Below are 16,494 nucleotides of genomic sequence, written 5' to 3' on the forward strand. Positions count from 1 at the left end.
ATTGATTTACTTTCATAGTAAAATTATATTTACTTCCATAAATTATATATTCCAGAAGGATAACTTGAGCCGATTTATTTAGTAAAACAAAGTCTTGTCTAGTGTTTATTTAACACGCCTGATTCTAATTAGTTATATTTATAATATAAAGCTCTGAATAAATGCCACATTAAAATAATCACTTACGTATTGTATTTAATGAAATATTTACTCTCAAAAAGAGCGTTTAAACTAATTTTCAGATATAAATAGCTAATATTACACTCTTTTAATGAGATACATGGGAGTATTCTGAATTGGGTATTGGAGGAGAGCTAATGGATTATCAGCGTATAAAAAAAACAAGCACGTTATCAAGCGAATAAAATCTTGTGGAATGTAAAACCTGAGATGGCTTTAAAAATATGGTTTAGAAGGGCGATGCATCAGGATCTTAATTTGGAGGATCCGCAGTCTTTTAATGAAAAAATTCAGTGGATGAAGTTGAATGACTCCACCCCACTAAAAGGTCAACTTTCCGATAAATTATTAGTACGAGATTATGTTGAGGAGAGGGTAGGGGATCAGGTTCTTCTCCCTGTACTCGGAATTTGGGATAATCCCGAAGATATTGATTTTGATGCTCTTCCTGAGAAGTTCGCTTTAAAGGCATCACACGGTTCCGGTTTCAATATTATTGTTACCGATAAGAGCAGGATTAATCGGAAAGAGATAATTGAAAAGCTAAAGTTCTGGCTTTCCTTAGATTTCTCGTATGAAGCATTTGAAATGCACTATCAATATAATCATCCACGAGTTTTTGCCGAGCCATATTTAGATGGCTTTGAATCTGGCGATCTGATTGATTACAAGGTATTTCACTTCAATAATGGTCCAGATATCATTGAAGTAATGCGTGATCGTTCTAGTGGACGTCTTAAAGTCGCATATTATGACGAGAACTGGGAACCGGTAGATCTACATAGGAATGATCAGCCGCGAACTTTCGATTGTCCGCGTCCACATTTCCTTCAAGAGATGCTTGATTATTCGGCCAAGCTCGCTGAGGAATTCTCATTTGTTCGCGTAGATTGGTATGAAACAAATAATAAGCTTTATTTTGGTGAAATGACTTTTACTCCTGCTGCCGGGATCTTTAAATTTGAGGATGAAAAATATGACAGGTGGCTTGGCTCAAGAATAATTCTACCGGTAGAATATTAATTATATTTGACACTATACAGGATTTAGGGTGTATGGCATGAACAATAAAGTAAATAATTTTCCTGTGGTTGAGATCTTATGGACCGGTGGTTTTGATTCAACGTTTCGAGTAACGGAACTTTCGTTATTACCAGTAGTAATCCAGCCTTATTATCTTTCAGATAATCGTCAGTCTGAGCCAAATGAACTAAATGCAATTAAACAAATAACTAAGAATCTTTGTACTCGGTCAGCAACAAAAGCGGTTTTCCGCCCTCTTATAATTATTAGTAAAGCAGAACGAGTGCAGGATAACTTGATTAGTGCTGCATATAAACGAACTCGTGCAACGGATTTCTTTGGCTCTCAGTATGACTGGCTTGGTCGGTTTGCAACAGAACATAAGGGTATTGAACTTTCGATTCATCATGATGATAAGGCTATAGAATTAATTAATAAATATGGTGCGATCAAGAAGATAGAGATCCCTACAATTGGTACGAATTATATACTCGACCAAGATAAGTCGCCAGAAGATCTTAATACTCTCTTCAGGAATTATCATTTGCCATTAGCCATGATAACTAAGATTCAAATGCGAGAGTGGTATAGGACGCATCATTATGAAGATGTAATGAATTTAACATGGTTCTGCTACTCACCTATTAATGGAGAACCGTGTGGAAAATGCAATCCATGTACCTACACTATCGAAGAAGGATTAACTGAGCGGTTTACTAGAGGTGGACTGAGAAGGTATCATATCAAGAAAGGCATACGAGGTATTAAAAATTTAGTCAAAGCTATTATTCGCTAGTTGACTGTTTATTTTCATACAAAACCAATCAAAGGATACTGGATCTATCAGTGTGGAGAGGCCTGATATTCTACTCTCCACACAAGTATTTAGAAGCAGATGCATATAAATATTTACCCGCATATCATTGTTTATGGAGTATTTGGCGAATAAACTTTTCCTTCAATATTAGTAGGGCTAGTAAATAAACTATAACAAGGACTGTGCCACAGATAATCAACAGAATAAGGGGATTTGCAGGTGAAAGCTGTTTGCAGATTCCTACTGCTACTCCAGCAAATATTGCAGCAATAACAATTTTCCAGATATCTGTTTGACCTCGTAAAGTCCTTATAAAATCTCGGAGTAGGTAAACTCTAACGATTAGAGCACATCCCTCACAAAGAAGGACGCTTAGTGCAGCACCAATAATATTATATTTTGGAATTAAAATACAACCGAAAATCACTCCTACAATAAGTCCAAAAAGATTAACTGATGCACTCTCTTTTTCTCGTTTAGTGGCATTAAGATATTGCGTTAACATGCCATTCGTGGCGGAGAATAGTAGAACAGGGGATGTTAATGCAAGGGGGACTACACCATTGAGGTATTGAGAACCACCTAGGATTTGAATAATTGAATCGCCACAGATACAAAGTATAATCATCATGCCTAGGCTAAGAATCATAATAAAATTGATATTTTTGCCAATTAGCTGACGAGTTTTTTCATGACCTTGTTTTGCTTCATAATAAGTTAAGCGTGGGAGCATCACTGCTCCTACTGAATTGACCGCGGAACTACAAATAGATTTTATTTTCACCACCATTTGGTAGACGCCTACAAGGGTATTAGATAAGAAAAAGCCTGATAATAACATGTCTATTTGAGCATACATTCCTGCGGAAATACTTGAGATGGTAAAAGACACCATAGGTTTGAAATGCCGTCTCAAATTATATTTTCGGTGTCGTTTAAAATCTACGAATTTATGTAACCTTATTAAGTTGAATATATTCGATCCGTAACTTCCTACGACAATGGTGACAGCATACCAGACGTAATCGTGTACCGTACGAACAAGGATGAACATTAAAAGTAGTCCAACAAATTTCGATGCAATGTTTCGTACAGTGATATATCCGTATTGCTCAATAGCTTGATAGAACCAATTGCATCCACATGATGTAAGCCAGATGCCAAGGCTGAAAATAAATGCAAGTAGTAGGTTATTTCGTGTTTTTGGAATTAGGAAAATTGCTACAAGATATATGCAATAGGTAATTGTTGTGGAAATTACAAGAATAAGAATTAATTCTTGAGTTACTTGGCTAAGTTTCTCTCTATCATCACGTACCTCGGCACAAGCTCGTGTCCCATACGATGTCATACCTAGCATTGCAATGAGCGAGAAATATGTGATAAGCGTTTGTACCCATGAGACAATACCCATTCCCGATGGTCCAAGTACTCGGGATACATATGGAACAGTGATTAAAGGGAATAGAAATGATGAGGTCGTTAATATCATATTCATAACGACATTGAATTTTACGGATCGGATTTTTGGCTGTTGTATTTCCTTATGTTTCATCCCTACTCCACAAACGCAATCCAATAAACTCCGTATGACAAGTGAATATCTTAGGGGAAGTTCTGGAAAATCTTTTCTTTATAAGGGTATCTTCCTTATATTAGCAGGGTGAGTTTTATAATTATTTTTTAGATATTATAAATTTTAGATGGAAGAGTTTTTTTATGAAGATTGCGGTTGCCGGTACTGGCTATGTAGGTTTGTCTGTTGCATTGTTATTGTCGCAGCATAATGAAGTGCATGCTTTAGATATTGTTCCTGAAAAAGTTGAGCTGTTGAACAATAATGTCAGTCCGATTGTAGATGCAGAGATCACTCGGTTTCTAGACGGTAAGCGCGATGGGACCATGGATCTTAATTTCCAGGCTACTATTGATCCAGCTCAAGCATATACTGGTGCCGACTTTGCTGTAGTGGCAACGCCGACTAACTATGACCCGAAGAAGAATTATTTCGATACTTCTAGTGTCGAGGCTGCTATTGCTGCTATTCGTGAATATAGCCCTACTGCTTGGATCGTTATTAAGTCCACGATTCCAGTTGGCTATACGGAACGTTTGCGTGCCAAACTGAATGACGATCGTATTATTTTCTCTCCTGAATTCCTCCGTGAAGGTAAAGCACTGTACGATAATCTGCATCCATCTCGTATTGTTGTTGGTGCGCCGATGAATGATGAGGAAGCGGTAGAGGCTGCTCGTACTTTTGCTCATTTGCTTGCTCAGGGTGCTGATCCTGCAGAACATGATCGTGTGAATCCTGATGGTAGTACTGGAATCCCGGAGCTGATTTGCGGTCTGACTGAGGCAGAGGCAATCAAGCTGTTTGCTAATACGTTCCTTGCGCTACGTGTGGCTTATTTCAATGAGCTTGATACGTATGCAGAATCTCGTAATCTTGATGCTTCTGAGATTATTCGTGGTGTTTGCCTTGATCCACGTATTGGTGGACATTATAACAATCCATCCTTCGGTTATGGTGGTTATTGCTTGCCTAAGGATACGAAGCAGCTGCTTGCTAACTATGCTGATGTACCGCAGAATCTTATTGAGGCAATTGTAGAGTCTAATCGTACTCGTAAAGACTTTATTGCTGAGCAGATTGTTGACCGTATTGCTAATGAAGATCACCCAACAGTTGGCATTTACCGCTTGACTATGAAGAGTGGTTCGGATAACTTCCGTCAGTCCTCTATCCAGGGCATTATGAAGCGCATTAAGGCTAATGGCATTCCGGTTATTGTATATGAACCAACATTAGATGAGAAAGAGTTCTTTGGAAGCCCAGTGACGCATGATCTTGAAGACTTCAAGAAGAACGTGAACGTGATTGTTGCTAACCGCTGGAATAATGATCTTGCAGATGTAGAAGATAAGGTCTTTACAAGGGATCTGTTTAAGCGAGACTAGAAGATTTATTGCTGACGAGGAGCTATACGGCCATACATACCGTGAACTCCTCGTTTTCTTATAAGGATATGTTATGACGGATTCTTTTAATAATATTTCTATTATTATTCCAACCCTTAACGCAGAAAAGTATATTGAGAAGCAACTTGAATCATTACAATCCCAGTCGATTGAATTATCAGAGATAATCGTTATTGATTCAGATTCTACAGATAAAACTCGTGAGATTGCGCAAAACTATCCCAATGTTTCAGTGCTGAAAATTGATCGCAAAGACTTTAATCACGGTGGAACTAGGGATTGGGCTTTACGTAAATCAAAGGGAGATTTCGTCTTTTTCCTAACACAAGATGCTCTTCCAAAGTCAGATCACTATGTTGAAAATATGCTAAAACCATTCAGGAATACCAAAGTGGCGATGGTAACAGGACGTCAATACCCTCGAGACGATGCTAGGCCTTCTGAACGGCTTGTGCGGTTGAAAAGATATACACCGAATTCCCGAGTGACTACTTTTGCTGACATTGAGCGATTAGGGATGGATGCATTTTTTGCAAGTGATACTTGTTCTGCATACAGAAGGTCTGCGTATCTAGCTGTAGGCGGTTTTGAACGAGATGTTCTGACTAATGAGGATATGTTTATTGCGGCGAAGTTTTTGAAAGAAGGCTATGCAGTCGCCTATGAAGGAGATGCTGAAGTATTTCATTCTCACAATTTCACATATATGCAGCAGTATCGTAGAAATTACGTGGTAGGAATGGAAATCGAACGCCATAAAGAACTGCTCATGAATACTTCAGAGACAGGCCAAGGATTTTCATTGGTTAAATATGTTGTTGGTAATCTTCTAAAAGAAGGCCATCCTATAGAGGCAGTGCGTTTTATCGGTGAATGTGGCTTCCGATTTATGGGGAATAGATTAGGGAGAAGGAACGGATAATATAAGACAAAATGTCAGATAGGAAATAAATAGCGATGAATAGTTCTAAAATATATGATGCTGTAATAGTGGTTTATAACCATGAGATAAAAGATATTCCTTCACTCGCTCTTTTACAAAAAAGTGATTATATTAATCGTATTATTATTTGTGATAACAGTACAGATGCTGGCATTATTAGGGATAATGTAGAGACCTCTGAATCTAAGGTAAAAATTAAATATATACAAATGCATGGGAACGTGGGTCTATCTAAAGCTTATAATAGAGCCGTATCAGAATCGACATCTGACTTCATAGTAATTCTCGATGATGATACTCCATTGCCTGAAGATTTCTTCCAGTTATCAACTGATTTTATACTATCTCACCCTTCTTCTGATATATATCTTCCCATCGTGCAATCACTGCATGGTACTCTAAGTCCTTGCAAAAAAAAATGGGTTGCATTTTAAATCTATTAAAGATCTCTCGCAAATTAATTCAGAGAACATTAGCGCCATCAATTCAGGCATGATTATAAGGCGTTCGATATTTAGCTCTATTTCATATGATGAGCGCTTAAAAGTGGATATGGTGGATCATGCTTTCATGGATTCCGCACGCAAGAATCACATGAAGATATCAATTATGCAAGATATCGTCCTTTCGCAAAATTATTCAAAAGATATTTTTGATAAGGAACGACAATATAAACGACTCGAACTTTCCTCGCGGGATAATCGAGTTTATTATTCTAAGAATATTAAAGAGCGGTTATTTTGCGAGATACAAATTTTATATTGGAAAATCCAGTTATGGAAAAAATACCGTTTTTTGAAGAATAAATAATTATTTAAGAGAGAGATAAAATGGAATTTTCTGTAATTGTGACAGCATTTAATTGTGAGCAGCAGATTCAGGACACTATTAGCTCAGTTCAAAATCAAGATTATGCAGATTTTGAGATTATCATTGTAGATGATGGAAGTACAGATTCGACAGGAAATATTTGTCGAAAAATAGCAGAGAATGACCAACGTATTAAATATATTTGCCAAGCAAACGCTGGACCTTCCGCAGCGAGAAATCATGGTTTGCGCGAATCCAACGGCGAGTATATTCTCTTTGTTGATGCGGACGATTATCTTCAAAAATCAGCACTGCGAGATTTTCATAATTTTCTCACGCAACATGAAGATGCAGAAATTATTTTTGCTAATTCAATAATAAAAAGTGCGGATACAAATTATCGTTGTGATGCACTTAATAGTGATAGATCCTTATATTATGCACCCAAAGACCTAATTCCATTGGTATCTTGTTGCTTGGAAGGTCAAGGTTTTAATAGAGGACATGACACCTTGCGATTATCAGGGTCGGTTTGGGCGAAGGCTTACAATTCTCAATTTTTGAAGCAAAATAATCTGCTTTTTAATACCAATTTACCGAGATCTCAAGATATTGAATTTAATATTCGCTGTCTCTTAGCATCGCATTGTATAGGCTATCTAAAGAAAACAGTGTACACATACAATGTAATAGAAGGATCTCATAGTCACAGATATAATCCAAAATTATTGGCAGACTATAACCAATTTATTAATGCCGTAAATAAAGACATATCTCCCCTTGATTCAAGTCTGGTTAATAACGATTTTGCGATTTTCATATTGAATCTAGCTATTCAGGCGAGTATTCGTTCTTGTAAAGATCCTACTTGGGAAAATCGGACTAGAATTTTACGGTTATGCTTTAATAACGGGATGTTTATATGGGCAAGGAAAAATGCTCATATTAGGAATATTCTCAGGTTTAAAGAAAATATAAAAATCTTATTATTTAAGATTAAGTTGTTCTCCTTAATTACCCTACTGATGAGGTAAGGACAAAGCAATTAGTAATTGCTTATATTTTATAAAAGGATTCTTATGCCGGTTGAAGAAAAAATTCGACAGAATAAAAATTTAAGAAAACGATAACTCAAGTATAGAATTATTAAGAGTTGTTGCGATGTTGATGATTATTGCGCATCATCATATCCTTCATAATCCTTTTAACCCACTAGAACAAGATCCTTCGCTAAAACAAATGGCTTATGTTTTCTTGGCATCGTTGAGGAAAATCGGAGTTGTTATATTTTTTGGAATATCTGCTTGGTTTTTATGCATGGATAGGAATCCTAGCGTTCGAACGTCTATTAAACGGGCGTGGAAATTAGAGCGAGAGGGAATTTTCTATGGAATTACGCTTTTATGTGGTTATACAATCTTTGATTGCTTTTATCCTGGAAATACACAACTTGAGGTATCGGGTGCAGTAATTATTAAATCCCTTTTCCCTATTATAACGGGCGTATGGTGGTATATAACTAGCTATATACTTTTTTTGCTTATACTTCCATTCCTATTAACAGGATTAAGAAAAATAGGACAAAAAATGCATTTAGCATTATGTTCTATTCTGTTTGTAGTATGGGGAATGATATATGGATTATTTCCTAAAAATCTATTTGGTTTCCCCTCAAATAATATTGGAGAATTTATTTATCTATTTATCTTAATATCCTACTATCGATGGTATATGAATAAAATCTCCAATAAAATTGCATGTAGTATGATTGCTATCGGCTTTTCATTGATTATTTTGGTGGATGTTTCTGGTGGTATGTTATATTCACTGACCGGAGATTCTATATTTAAGGCACTACAAAATATATACGAGATTGGTGCAAAGCTTCCTGTGGTTCTTATAGGATTTGGAATGGTGCAACTAGCTACAACTTTCGAATTCCATAACAGTTTTATTAATTTGCTGGCTTCGACAACTCTTGGTGTTTATATGGCGACAGAATATCCACTGTCGGTGCAGTTATTTGCGCATATGTTTAATATTGGTACGATATATAATTCTCGTTTTGCGGTAATCTATTCCATTGCCGCGATAGTTATTACGTTTATTATTGCATCTTTGCTAGATTTATTAAGACAATTTATCTTCCATTTACTCGGTTTAGATAATAAGGTTAAGATGTTAGAAAAGCTACTTAATTCAAGATTAATTTTAGTGTGGCGTAAAAAAATTCTAGAGGTTTTCGATAATCACTACGAATCTGGATATATTCAAAATAATTGATTGCCTTAATTTTTATTTCTAGGTAGGCTAGTATATGTTAAAATTCGGAAACTGGTACTTTGCTACGTGGGTACTTGTCCTAGTGCTTTATTCATTACATTGGTCCGCTCTAAATCAGACAATGACTGCGCCGCTTTTGTGGTTCTTTTTCGTTACGTGTACAATTTCTTTAATTTTAGGAATTCTAAGTAGTCCTACAATTAAAACGCGTATAGTACTCACAAGAAAACATAACCCAGTCGTAACAATTTTGATTGCGCTTGGATTTTTTCTAGATTGGGCTTATCAGGGAGCAGTACCTGTTACACAAAGTTATTCTGGTTTTCAAGTAGGAGATCAGCAAACTAAAGTATCGGTAGGAATCCCAGGATTTCATGTTTTTCTGATATCATTTACTTTATTCTATGGTTTTTATCTTATATATCTTTATTTTTCCAATAGACAACTAAGGTTGTTTATTGAATTTCTAACAATTTTTATATTGTTTATATTTAATAATAGCAGGGGATACTGCACATTTTTGTTATTGATTTTTATATTATTATTCTTATTCTTTAAAAAAAACAAGCAAGGGTGCCTCTGTAAGAGTACTTTTATTAAGTTTTGTTTTTGCTATAGGAGTTTTACTTTTTATTGGTGTGCTAGGGAATATCCGTTCAGGATATAGCTGGAATGATAGCTCTTATATACAGAGGATAGGATTATATAATAAATATCCTGAAATATTGCCAAAACTATTTATGTGGGCATATACTTATGTAACGAGCCCTTTGGCAAACCTTAATTTCAATATTGTATTAGGAAATTCAGCAAATTCCCTAGCTTCAGTATTCTATGAGTTCATTCCACAGATGTTTGGTAGTTCTGGAACAGTTATAAATGCTGTATATATTCGTGAATATCTAAATGCATCGACTGGGTTTATAAGCTCTGCCTGTGCTGATGGCATTATAGGGATGTATGTATTCTTTATAGGAGAATTTTTAATTTTCTTGCTAGTTAGAACTTTTATTAAGAGACAAGGGGTTATTCTCCCATTATGCGATGCAGTACTTTCATTCCTAACAATGGCAACTCTCTTTTTTAATCCTTTGAGAACTGCCGCTTTATCGTTAGATATTTATTTCTTAGTCATTTTATCTATGCTTATAAGGAGGCGATTGAATGCTGGTAAGGTGCGAGTTGAAATAGTGGGACAAGAATTGTTGTGAGCAGACATCAACAGAAAACGTTCCAGATCCTACTCTAATGTCTTCGTCTTAGTAGCGTACAAATTAGATTATGAAATGAGAATAGCTAAGTGGATAACTTTATGTATGGGGACACTGTTGATATTCTATTGGCCTCTTATAATGGCGCAGACTATATAGCCGCGCAAATACAATCTATTCAGAGGCAAGATTATAAGAACTGGCGACTATTAATTAGTGATGACTGCTCATCAGATGATACTCTCAATATAATAAAAAAATATTCTGAGGATGACGATCGAATAGTAATAGTATCATCCGGTAAAAAATTCGGGTCGGCCTGTAGCAATTTTATTTCTATGTTGAAATATGCTAAGAATAAATTTGTTTTCTTTTGTGATCAAGATGATGTATGGCTGCCAGATAAGATCTCTTCTTTCATTGCGAAGGCCCAAGAAAATAATAGCGATAAACCACTTCTTCTTTATTCGGATTTAATAGTAACTGATGAGTCGCTTAATGAAATATCTCCTTCATACTACGACTATATGAAAATTGATTATGCGCAGACGGATCTTAATCAGTTGCTGGCACAAAATGTTGTAACTGGGTGCGCTATGATGGTCAATCAAGCCTTAATACAATTAGTTAGGGGGCGTATTGATCCAAAGAGAATTGTAATGCATGATTGGATGCTCGCTCTTGTAGCCTCTACCTGTGGATGTATAGAGTATGTTAGAAAGCCATATAACTTATATAGGCAACACGGTGATAACTCAGTAGGTGCATCAAAGTACAACATAATATCACTTTTATTAAAAGATAACCGTAGATCTATTGAAGGATCTATCTCTCAAGCAAAAATTTTATTGGATAACTTCCACGAACGGATGACTGCCGAACAGATATCGATGCTTGAAGAATATGTTTCCATTCCAGAAAGGAATAGGCTATGTCGGGTCTTAACCCTTTTCAAATATAAAATCTTCAAGGGGAATCTGAGTAGGCTACTAGGACAAATATTTTTTATTTTCATTCTTTAATTTATACTATTATGGATACTATTTAAGATAGGTCTACAAAGAATTATCCAAGGGTCTTAACAATGGAATTATTTATGCCTAAAAATATAATCGTTACAGGTGGCTGTGGCTTTATTGGTTCTAACTTCGTTCATTACATTGTTAAGAACCATCCTGAAACGCATGTAACAGTTTTAGATAAGCTTACGTATGCGGGGAATTTAGAGAATATTCGTCCGCTGCTCGGTGACCAGGTCGAGTTTGTTCATGGCGATATCTGTGATGCTGCTTTGCTTGATGAAATTGTTCCTGGGCATGATGCAATAGTGCATTATGCGGCGGAATCGCATAATGATAACAGCATTGCAGATCCAGAGCCATTTCTTAAGACGAATGTAGAAGGAACATTCCGTCTTATTGAAGCTGCTCGTAAATATGATGTTCGTTACCATCATGTAAGTACGGATGAGGTCTATGGTGACCTTGCTCTTGATGATCCAAACAAGTTCACTGAAGAAACTCCGTATCATCCGTCTAGCCCTTATTCCTCTACTAAAGCTAGCTCGGATATGCTGGTTCGCGCATGGTTCCGTACGTATGGTTTGCGCATGACCATTTCTAACTGCAGCAATAATTACGGTCCGTACCAGCACGTAGAGAAGTTTATTCCTCGTCAGATTACGAACATTATTGAAGGCATCCGTCCAAAGCTGTACGGCAATGGCAAGAATGTTCGAGACTGGATCCATACGGAGGACCATTCTTCTGCAGTTTGGACCATTCTGACTCGTGGCAAGATTGGTGAGACTTATCTAATCGGTGCTAATGGTGAGCGTAATAATTTGACTGTTTTGCAAGACATTTTGCGTGTTATGGGACAACCGGAGGATGCGTTTGATTGGGTAAAAGATCGTCCTGGTCATGATCGCCGTTATGCCATTGATTCTACAAAGCTTCAAACTGAATTGGGTTGGCGTCCAACGCATACTGACTTCGAATCCGGTTTGCGTCAAACGATTCAATGGTATGTAGATAATCCGCAATGGTGGGAACCTGCGAAGGCTGCGACTGAGGCTCGTTATAAAGCCCAAGGCCAGTGAGAAGACCGACTTTAATAGATTGATCTGATGATGGTCTGTTATTGCTAATAAATCCTTGGAATAGCAGACCTCTTATAAAGAGAGCGTATTTACCGTGGAATTTGAAAAAGAACTCGTTGCTCATGAGACTAATATTCCGGGATTAGTTGTTTTTGATTTGCCGGTACATGGCGATAATCGTGGTTGGTTCAAAGAGAACTGGCAGCGTGCAAAAATGATGGATTTAGGACTGCCTGATTTCGGTCCTGTCCAAAATAATATTAGCTTCAATGCTACCAAGGGTGTGACTCGTGGTATCCATGCAGAGCCATGGGATAAGTTTATTTCTCTAGCAACCGGTGAAATCTTTGGAGCTTGGGTTGATCTACGCCCAGGTAAGACTTTCGGCCAAGTATTTACCACCCATCTGGATCCTTCAAAGGCTATTTTCGTGCCTCGTGGAGTAGGCAATAGCTTCCAAGCGCTTGAAGATGGTACTGCCTATACGTATTTAGTCAATGCTCATTGGTCACTAGACCAGAAGAAGAACTATACATTTGTGAATCTTGCTGATCCAGAACTTAATATTCAATGGCCAATTCCGTTAAGCGAATGTGAATTGAGTGAAGCGGATTTGCATCATCCCATGCTGAAAGACGCTAAGCCAATGGAACCAAAGCGTACTTTGGTAACTGGATGCAATGGCCAACTTGGCCATTCGATTCGCGCATATGTTGAAGAGCATGATTTGCAAGGCTTTGAATTCACGGATATTGATGAGTTTGATTTCTCAAATCCTGCAGCATATGAAAAGTTTGACTGGAGCCTTTATGGCACCATTATTAATGCGGGTGCATTTACTGCAGTTGATAAGGCTGAAACTGAAGAAGGCCGTAAGATTGCGTGGAAAGCCAATGCTCAAGGCCCTGCGCTACTGGCTCGTGTAGCAGCTCAGCATCACATTACACTCGTTCATATTAGCTCTGATTATGTATTCGACGGTACTCAGAAGGAGCACACTGAGGAAGAGGAGTTCTCTCCGCTTGGTGTATATGGTCAGACTAAGGCTGCCGGTGATATTGCAGTAGCTAATGCTCCAGAACATTACATTCTTCGCTCAAGCTGGGTTATTGGAAATGGCCATAACTTTGTTAAGACCATGATGAATCTGTCTAACCGTGTTACGGATCCGGAAGATAATCTTAACGAAGTAACTGTGGTTAATGATCAATTTGGGCGTCTCACGTTTACTGATGATATGGCTCGAGCTATTTTCTATATGCTTGATTCTCATGTGCCATATGGAACATACAATCTCACTGGCTCTGGTGAAGTGAAGAGCTGGGCAGATATTGCCCGAGACGTATTTAATCAAACGAATGGCAATGGCGAAGCAGTAAAACCAATCTCTACTGCTGAATACTTTGCACATGCTACAAATCCGATTAGTCCGCGTCCAGTGAATAGCGATTTAAATCTTGCCAGGATTGAGGAGACAGGTTTTATGCCATCTGATTGGGAGCGAGATCTTCATACCTATATTGAAAAAGAATTAATTACTATAAGGTGAAAATAAATCATTTTATTATTATTTTATAAGAATTAATTTGTGAGAGTAAGGATATTACGTATGAAGGGGATTATTTTAGCGGGCGGTTCAGGAACTCGCTTGTATCCGTTAACGACTGTGACGTCTAAGCAGCTGTTACCTGTATACGATAAGCCTATGATCTTCTACCCATTGAGCGTACTCATGATGGCAGGAATACGCGATATCCTTATTATCTCTACGCCAACAGATCTTCCGAACTTCGAAAAATTGCTTGGTGATGGCTCGCATTATGGTATTAATCTTTCCTACAAGGTACAGCCAAGTCCAGATGGTTTAGCTCAGGCTTTTATCTTAGGCGAAGAGTTTATCGATGGAGATCCGTGTGCTCTAGTCCTTGGTGACAATATTTTCTATGGCAATGGGCTAGGACAATTATTACGCAAGGCTGCTTCTGTGCATCATGGTGCTACCGTATTCGGCTATTATGTTGATGATCCTGAACGTTATGGCGTAGTTGAATTTGATGAGAATAAAAAAGCTATTGATATTGTAGAAAAACCGGAACATCCTGCATCAAATTATGCAGTAACCGGTCTGTATTTCTATGACAATCGTGTGTGTGACTTTGCTAAGCAAATTAAGCCATCTCCTCGTGGGGAGTTAGAGATTACAGATCTAAACCGCATGTATCTTGAAGATGGTTCATTGAATGTTCAGACATTGGGCCGCGGTTATGCATGGCTTGATACGGGTACAATGGATTCACTATATGAGGCTGGGGAATTCGTGCGTACTGTAGAAAAGGCGCAAGGCTTACCAATCTCTGTTATTGAAGAGATTGCCTACGATAATGGATGGATTAGTAAAGAACAGCTTGCTGAGACTGCAGAACGTTATGGTAAGAGTGCTTATGGAAAGCACTTATTAAATGTGCTTGAGAAGAAATTTTTTAATCTAGAACTAAAATAATCGAGAGTCTTCATATCGCCTTATTAAAAATAATTATGTAAATATATTATTCTGCATAATATTTATTTTTCTTAAATAGTTGGCAATCCAATGTAGACTAATGCATAGTTCTATATATGAAGAACAGATTGTGGTTGATGTTGTGAGGAGTCGTTGTGGCACAAGCGCCAAATGAGGAGAAATCATATATGGTAGGTCGAGACAATCATCATAATGATCTAACCTTTATTGATTTATTCCATATAGTTTTAAAGCATCTAATTACAGTGGTAATTGGTTTTATTGTGGTATTTGGATTGTCTTGTGTTTATCTTCTAGTTAAGACTCCGGAATATACTGCAACTGCTCAAGCTTTTACTACATATAGTGATACCTCAAATGTAAACGAGAATTATTCTTCATTAGGTAGTGCCGCCTCATACATTAGTACTCAGGTGAAATCGTATCCTACGTTGATTACAACAGATGTGGTACTTCAGCCAGTTATTGACCAGATGCATCTTGATGAGTCGATAGCTACACTAGCTAAAACTATTACTGCGGTAAATCCAACTAATACAGCATTTATTAATATTTCTGCTTCTTCCGAAGATCCGCATGAAGCAGCCAAAATTGCCAATGCGGTGACAGACTCTTTCCAGAATGTGGTGCAGTCTTCGCTGTATATGGATAATAAGCAATCACCTGTTAAGATTACGGTGGTTCAAAAGGCAATGGTCCCGGAATCTCCTAGTGCTCCAAAGACTCCATTAGTCCTTCTTATTGGTATTGTTGGTGGTCTTATTGTAGGTATCATTGCTGCACTTCTTAAAGATGTACTGTCTCGCAAGATTCAAGATGATTCCGAGCTCACTACATATATCAATGCTCCGACCCTTGGCCGTATACCTGAAGACGAAGCAGTGAACTCTAACACCTCCGTCATTATCAGTGAACCAGGCAGCTCGGTTGCTGAAGACTATCGCCGTATCTGCACAAACCTCTCGTTCATTGCTCCAATCTCTGGAACCAATTCTCGCTTGGTTGTTGTCTCCGCTGTTGGTGCTAATGAAGGCAAGACCACTACGGCTGTGAATGTTGCCACGGCCCTTGCTGAAACCGGTTCTGCTGTATTGCTTATTGATGCCGATTTGCGTAACCCATCGGTTGCTAAGAAGCTGGACATTGATGGCTCGGCCGGTCTTGCTCACGTACTTTCCGGTCAGGCTTCTGTTAAGGACGTAGTTCAGCGCTTCTGGAAGGCAAACCTGCATATTATGCCTGCTGGTCCTAAGCCACCGAACGCTGCACAGCTTCTGAACTCTCCAGTAATGTCTGAGCTTATTAATAATGCACTGCATCAGTACGATTACGTGATTATTGATACGGCTCCACTCGTGGTAGCTAACGATGGCGCTCTGTTCGCTAAGCAGGGTGGCGGCCTCGTTATGGTCTCTCGCCGCGGTGTAACGCTCAAGAAGCAGCTTTCGGAAACCGCAGCAGAACTTGCCAACCTGCACGTAGACGTTACGGGCTTTGTGTTCAACGGCGCAAAGCTAGACAAGAAGCTGGCTGGCAGCAGCTATTACTACTACACAAGTTCCAGCGATTCACAATCCAAGGAACGCCACTCCTCACACAGTAAAGATAAGCACTAAACGT

General features: G+C 38.0%; 14 protein-coding genes. 13 read left to right on the plus strand and 1 reads right to left on the minus strand.

All coding sequences use genetic code 11. From position 1 onward, the window contains the following. The first annotated feature begins 420 nt into the window (after nt 1-420). The gene (locus BMAGN_RS04955) at nt 421-1,203 is read left to right on the plus strand and encodes an ATP-grasp fold amidoligase family protein (RefSeq protein ID WP_162176174.1); all 783 of its coding nucleotides are present in this window, start codon (nt 421-423) and stop codon (nt 1,201-1,203) included. A gap of 37 nt (nt 1,204-1,240) precedes the next feature. Next, the gene (locus BMAGN_RS08295) at nt 1,241-1,999 is read left to right on the plus strand and encodes a 7-cyano-7-deazaguanine synthase (RefSeq protein ID WP_152593244.1); all 759 of its coding nucleotides are present in this window, start codon (nt 1,241-1,243) and stop codon (nt 1,997-1,999) included. A 124-nt stretch (nt 2,000-2,123) separates the two neighbouring features. Here BMAGN_RS08295 and BMAGN_RS08095 read toward each other — a convergent pair whose 3' ends face one another. Continuing rightward, entirely contained in the window at nt 2,124-3,575 is a 1,452-nt protein-coding gene (locus BMAGN_RS08095; RefSeq protein ID WP_081640908.1) for a flippase, read from the minus strand. Between the two features lie 164 nt (nt 3,576-3,739). On the opposite strand from BMAGN_RS08095, the gene BMAGN_RS04960 reads away from it, so the two are divergent. The 11 genes from BMAGN_RS04960 to BMAGN_RS05005 all read left to right on the plus strand — a co-directional run bounded on the left by BMAGN_RS04960 (nt 3,740) and on the right by BMAGN_RS05005 (nt 16,490). Then, a complete protein-coding gene (locus BMAGN_RS04960) occupies nt 3,740-4,984 on the plus strand; it encodes a nucleotide sugar dehydrogenase (RefSeq protein ID WP_022860063.1) in 1,245 nt (414 codons plus the stop codon). A gap of 73 nt (nt 4,985-5,057) precedes the next feature. Then, nucleotides 5,058-5,927 carry a glycosyltransferase family 2 protein gene (locus BMAGN_RS08100; protein WP_081640909.1) on the plus strand — a complete coding sequence of 290 codons (870 nt, stop codon included), beginning with the start codon at nt 5,058-5,060 and terminating at the stop codon, nt 5,925-5,927. Between the two features lie 35 nt (nt 5,928-5,962). Beyond that, nucleotides 5,963-6,382, plus strand: coding sequence for a glycosyltransferase family 2 protein (locus BMAGN_RS08105; RefSeq protein ID WP_081931556.1), 420 nt, complete (start codon nt 5,963-5,965; stop codon nt 6,380-6,382). Nucleotides 6,383-6,796: 414 nt separating this feature from the next. Continuing rightward, the gene (locus BMAGN_RS08110; protein ID WP_160257203.1) at nt 6,797-7,792 is read left to right on the plus strand and encodes a glycosyltransferase family 2 protein; all 996 of its coding nucleotides are present in this window, start codon (nt 6,797-6,799) and stop codon (nt 7,790-7,792) included. A 103-nt stretch (nt 7,793-7,895) separates the two neighbouring features. Continuing rightward, entirely contained in the window at nt 7,896-9,041 is a 1,146-nt protein-coding gene (locus tag BMAGN_RS08115) for an acyltransferase family protein (RefSeq protein WP_274518198.1), read from the plus strand. Nucleotides 9,042-9,811: 770 nt separating this feature from the next. Beyond that, entirely contained in the window at nt 9,812-10,252 is a 441-nt protein-coding gene (locus tag BMAGN_RS08300; RefSeq protein ID WP_156095735.1) for a hypothetical protein, read from the plus strand. 89 nt (nt 10,253-10,341) lie between these two features. Continuing rightward, on the plus strand, nt 10,342-11,274 hold the full coding sequence (locus tag BMAGN_RS04985; RefSeq protein WP_022860068.1) for a glycosyltransferase family 2 protein: 933 nt from the start codon (nt 10,342-10,344) through the stop codon (nt 11,272-11,274). Nucleotides 11,275-11,336: 62 nt separating this feature from the next. After that, nucleotides 11,337-12,353, plus strand: a complete 1,017-nt coding sequence (gene rfbB, locus BMAGN_RS08120; RefSeq protein ID WP_026502079.1) for a dTDP-glucose 4,6-dehydratase — start codon at nt 11,337-11,339, stop codon at nt 12,351-12,353. 94 nt (nt 12,354-12,447) lie between these two features. Further along, nucleotides 12,448-13,902, plus strand: coding sequence for a sugar nucleotide-binding protein (locus BMAGN_RS08125; RefSeq protein ID WP_081640912.1), 1,455 nt, complete (start codon nt 12,448-12,450; stop codon nt 13,900-13,902). 60 nt (nt 13,903-13,962) lie between these two features. Continuing rightward, entirely contained in the window at nt 13,963-14,853 is an 891-nt protein-coding gene (gene rfbA, locus BMAGN_RS05000) for a glucose-1-phosphate thymidylyltransferase RfbA (protein ID WP_022860073.1), read from the plus strand. Nucleotides 14,854-15,008: 155 nt separating this feature from the next. Continuing rightward, complete coding sequence (locus BMAGN_RS05005) at nt 15,009-16,490, plus strand: tyrosine-protein kinase domain-containing protein (protein ID WP_238548761.1); 1,482 nt, start codon at nt 15,009-15,011, stop codon at nt 16,488-16,490. Nucleotides 16,491-16,494: the final 4 nt, after the last annotated feature.

Source organism: Bifidobacterium magnum, from assembly GCF_000741255.1.
In the GTDB taxonomy this organism is placed as follows: Bacteria; Actinomycetota; Actinomycetes; order Actinomycetales; family Bifidobacteriaceae; genus Bifidobacterium; species Bifidobacterium magnum.

What these genes read in the sequence shown, in the direction of transcription:
- BMAGN_RS08095 (WP_081640908.1), bottom strand. Translation starts at nt 3,575, where the DNA reads ATGAAACATAAGGAAATACAACAGCCAAAAATCCGATCCGTAAAATTC.
- BMAGN_RS08100 (WP_081640909.1), top strand. Translation starts at nt 5,058, where the DNA reads ATGACGGATTCTTTTAATAATATTTCTATTATTATTCCAACCCTTAAC.
- BMAGN_RS04955 (WP_162176174.1), top strand. Translation starts at nt 421, where the DNA reads ATGCATCAGGATCTTAATTTGGAGGATCCGCAGTCTTTTAATGAAAAA.
- rfbA (WP_022860073.1), top strand. Translation starts at nt 13,963, where the DNA reads ATGAAGGGGATTATTTTAGCGGGCGGTTCAGGAACTCGCTTGTATCCG.
- BMAGN_RS08105 (WP_081931556.1), top strand. Translation starts at nt 5,963, where the DNA reads ATGAATAGTTCTAAAATATATGATGCTGTAATAGTGGTTTATAACCAT.
- BMAGN_RS04960 (WP_022860063.1), top strand. Translation starts at nt 3,740, where the DNA reads ATGAAGATTGCGGTTGCCGGTACTGGCTATGTAGGTTTGTCTGTTGCA.
- BMAGN_RS08295 (WP_152593244.1), top strand. Translation starts at nt 1,241, where the DNA reads ATGAACAATAAAGTAAATAATTTTCCTGTGGTTGAGATCTTATGGACC.
- rfbB (WP_026502079.1), top strand. Translation starts at nt 11,337, where the DNA reads ATGGAATTATTTATGCCTAAAAATATAATCGTTACAGGTGGCTGTGGC.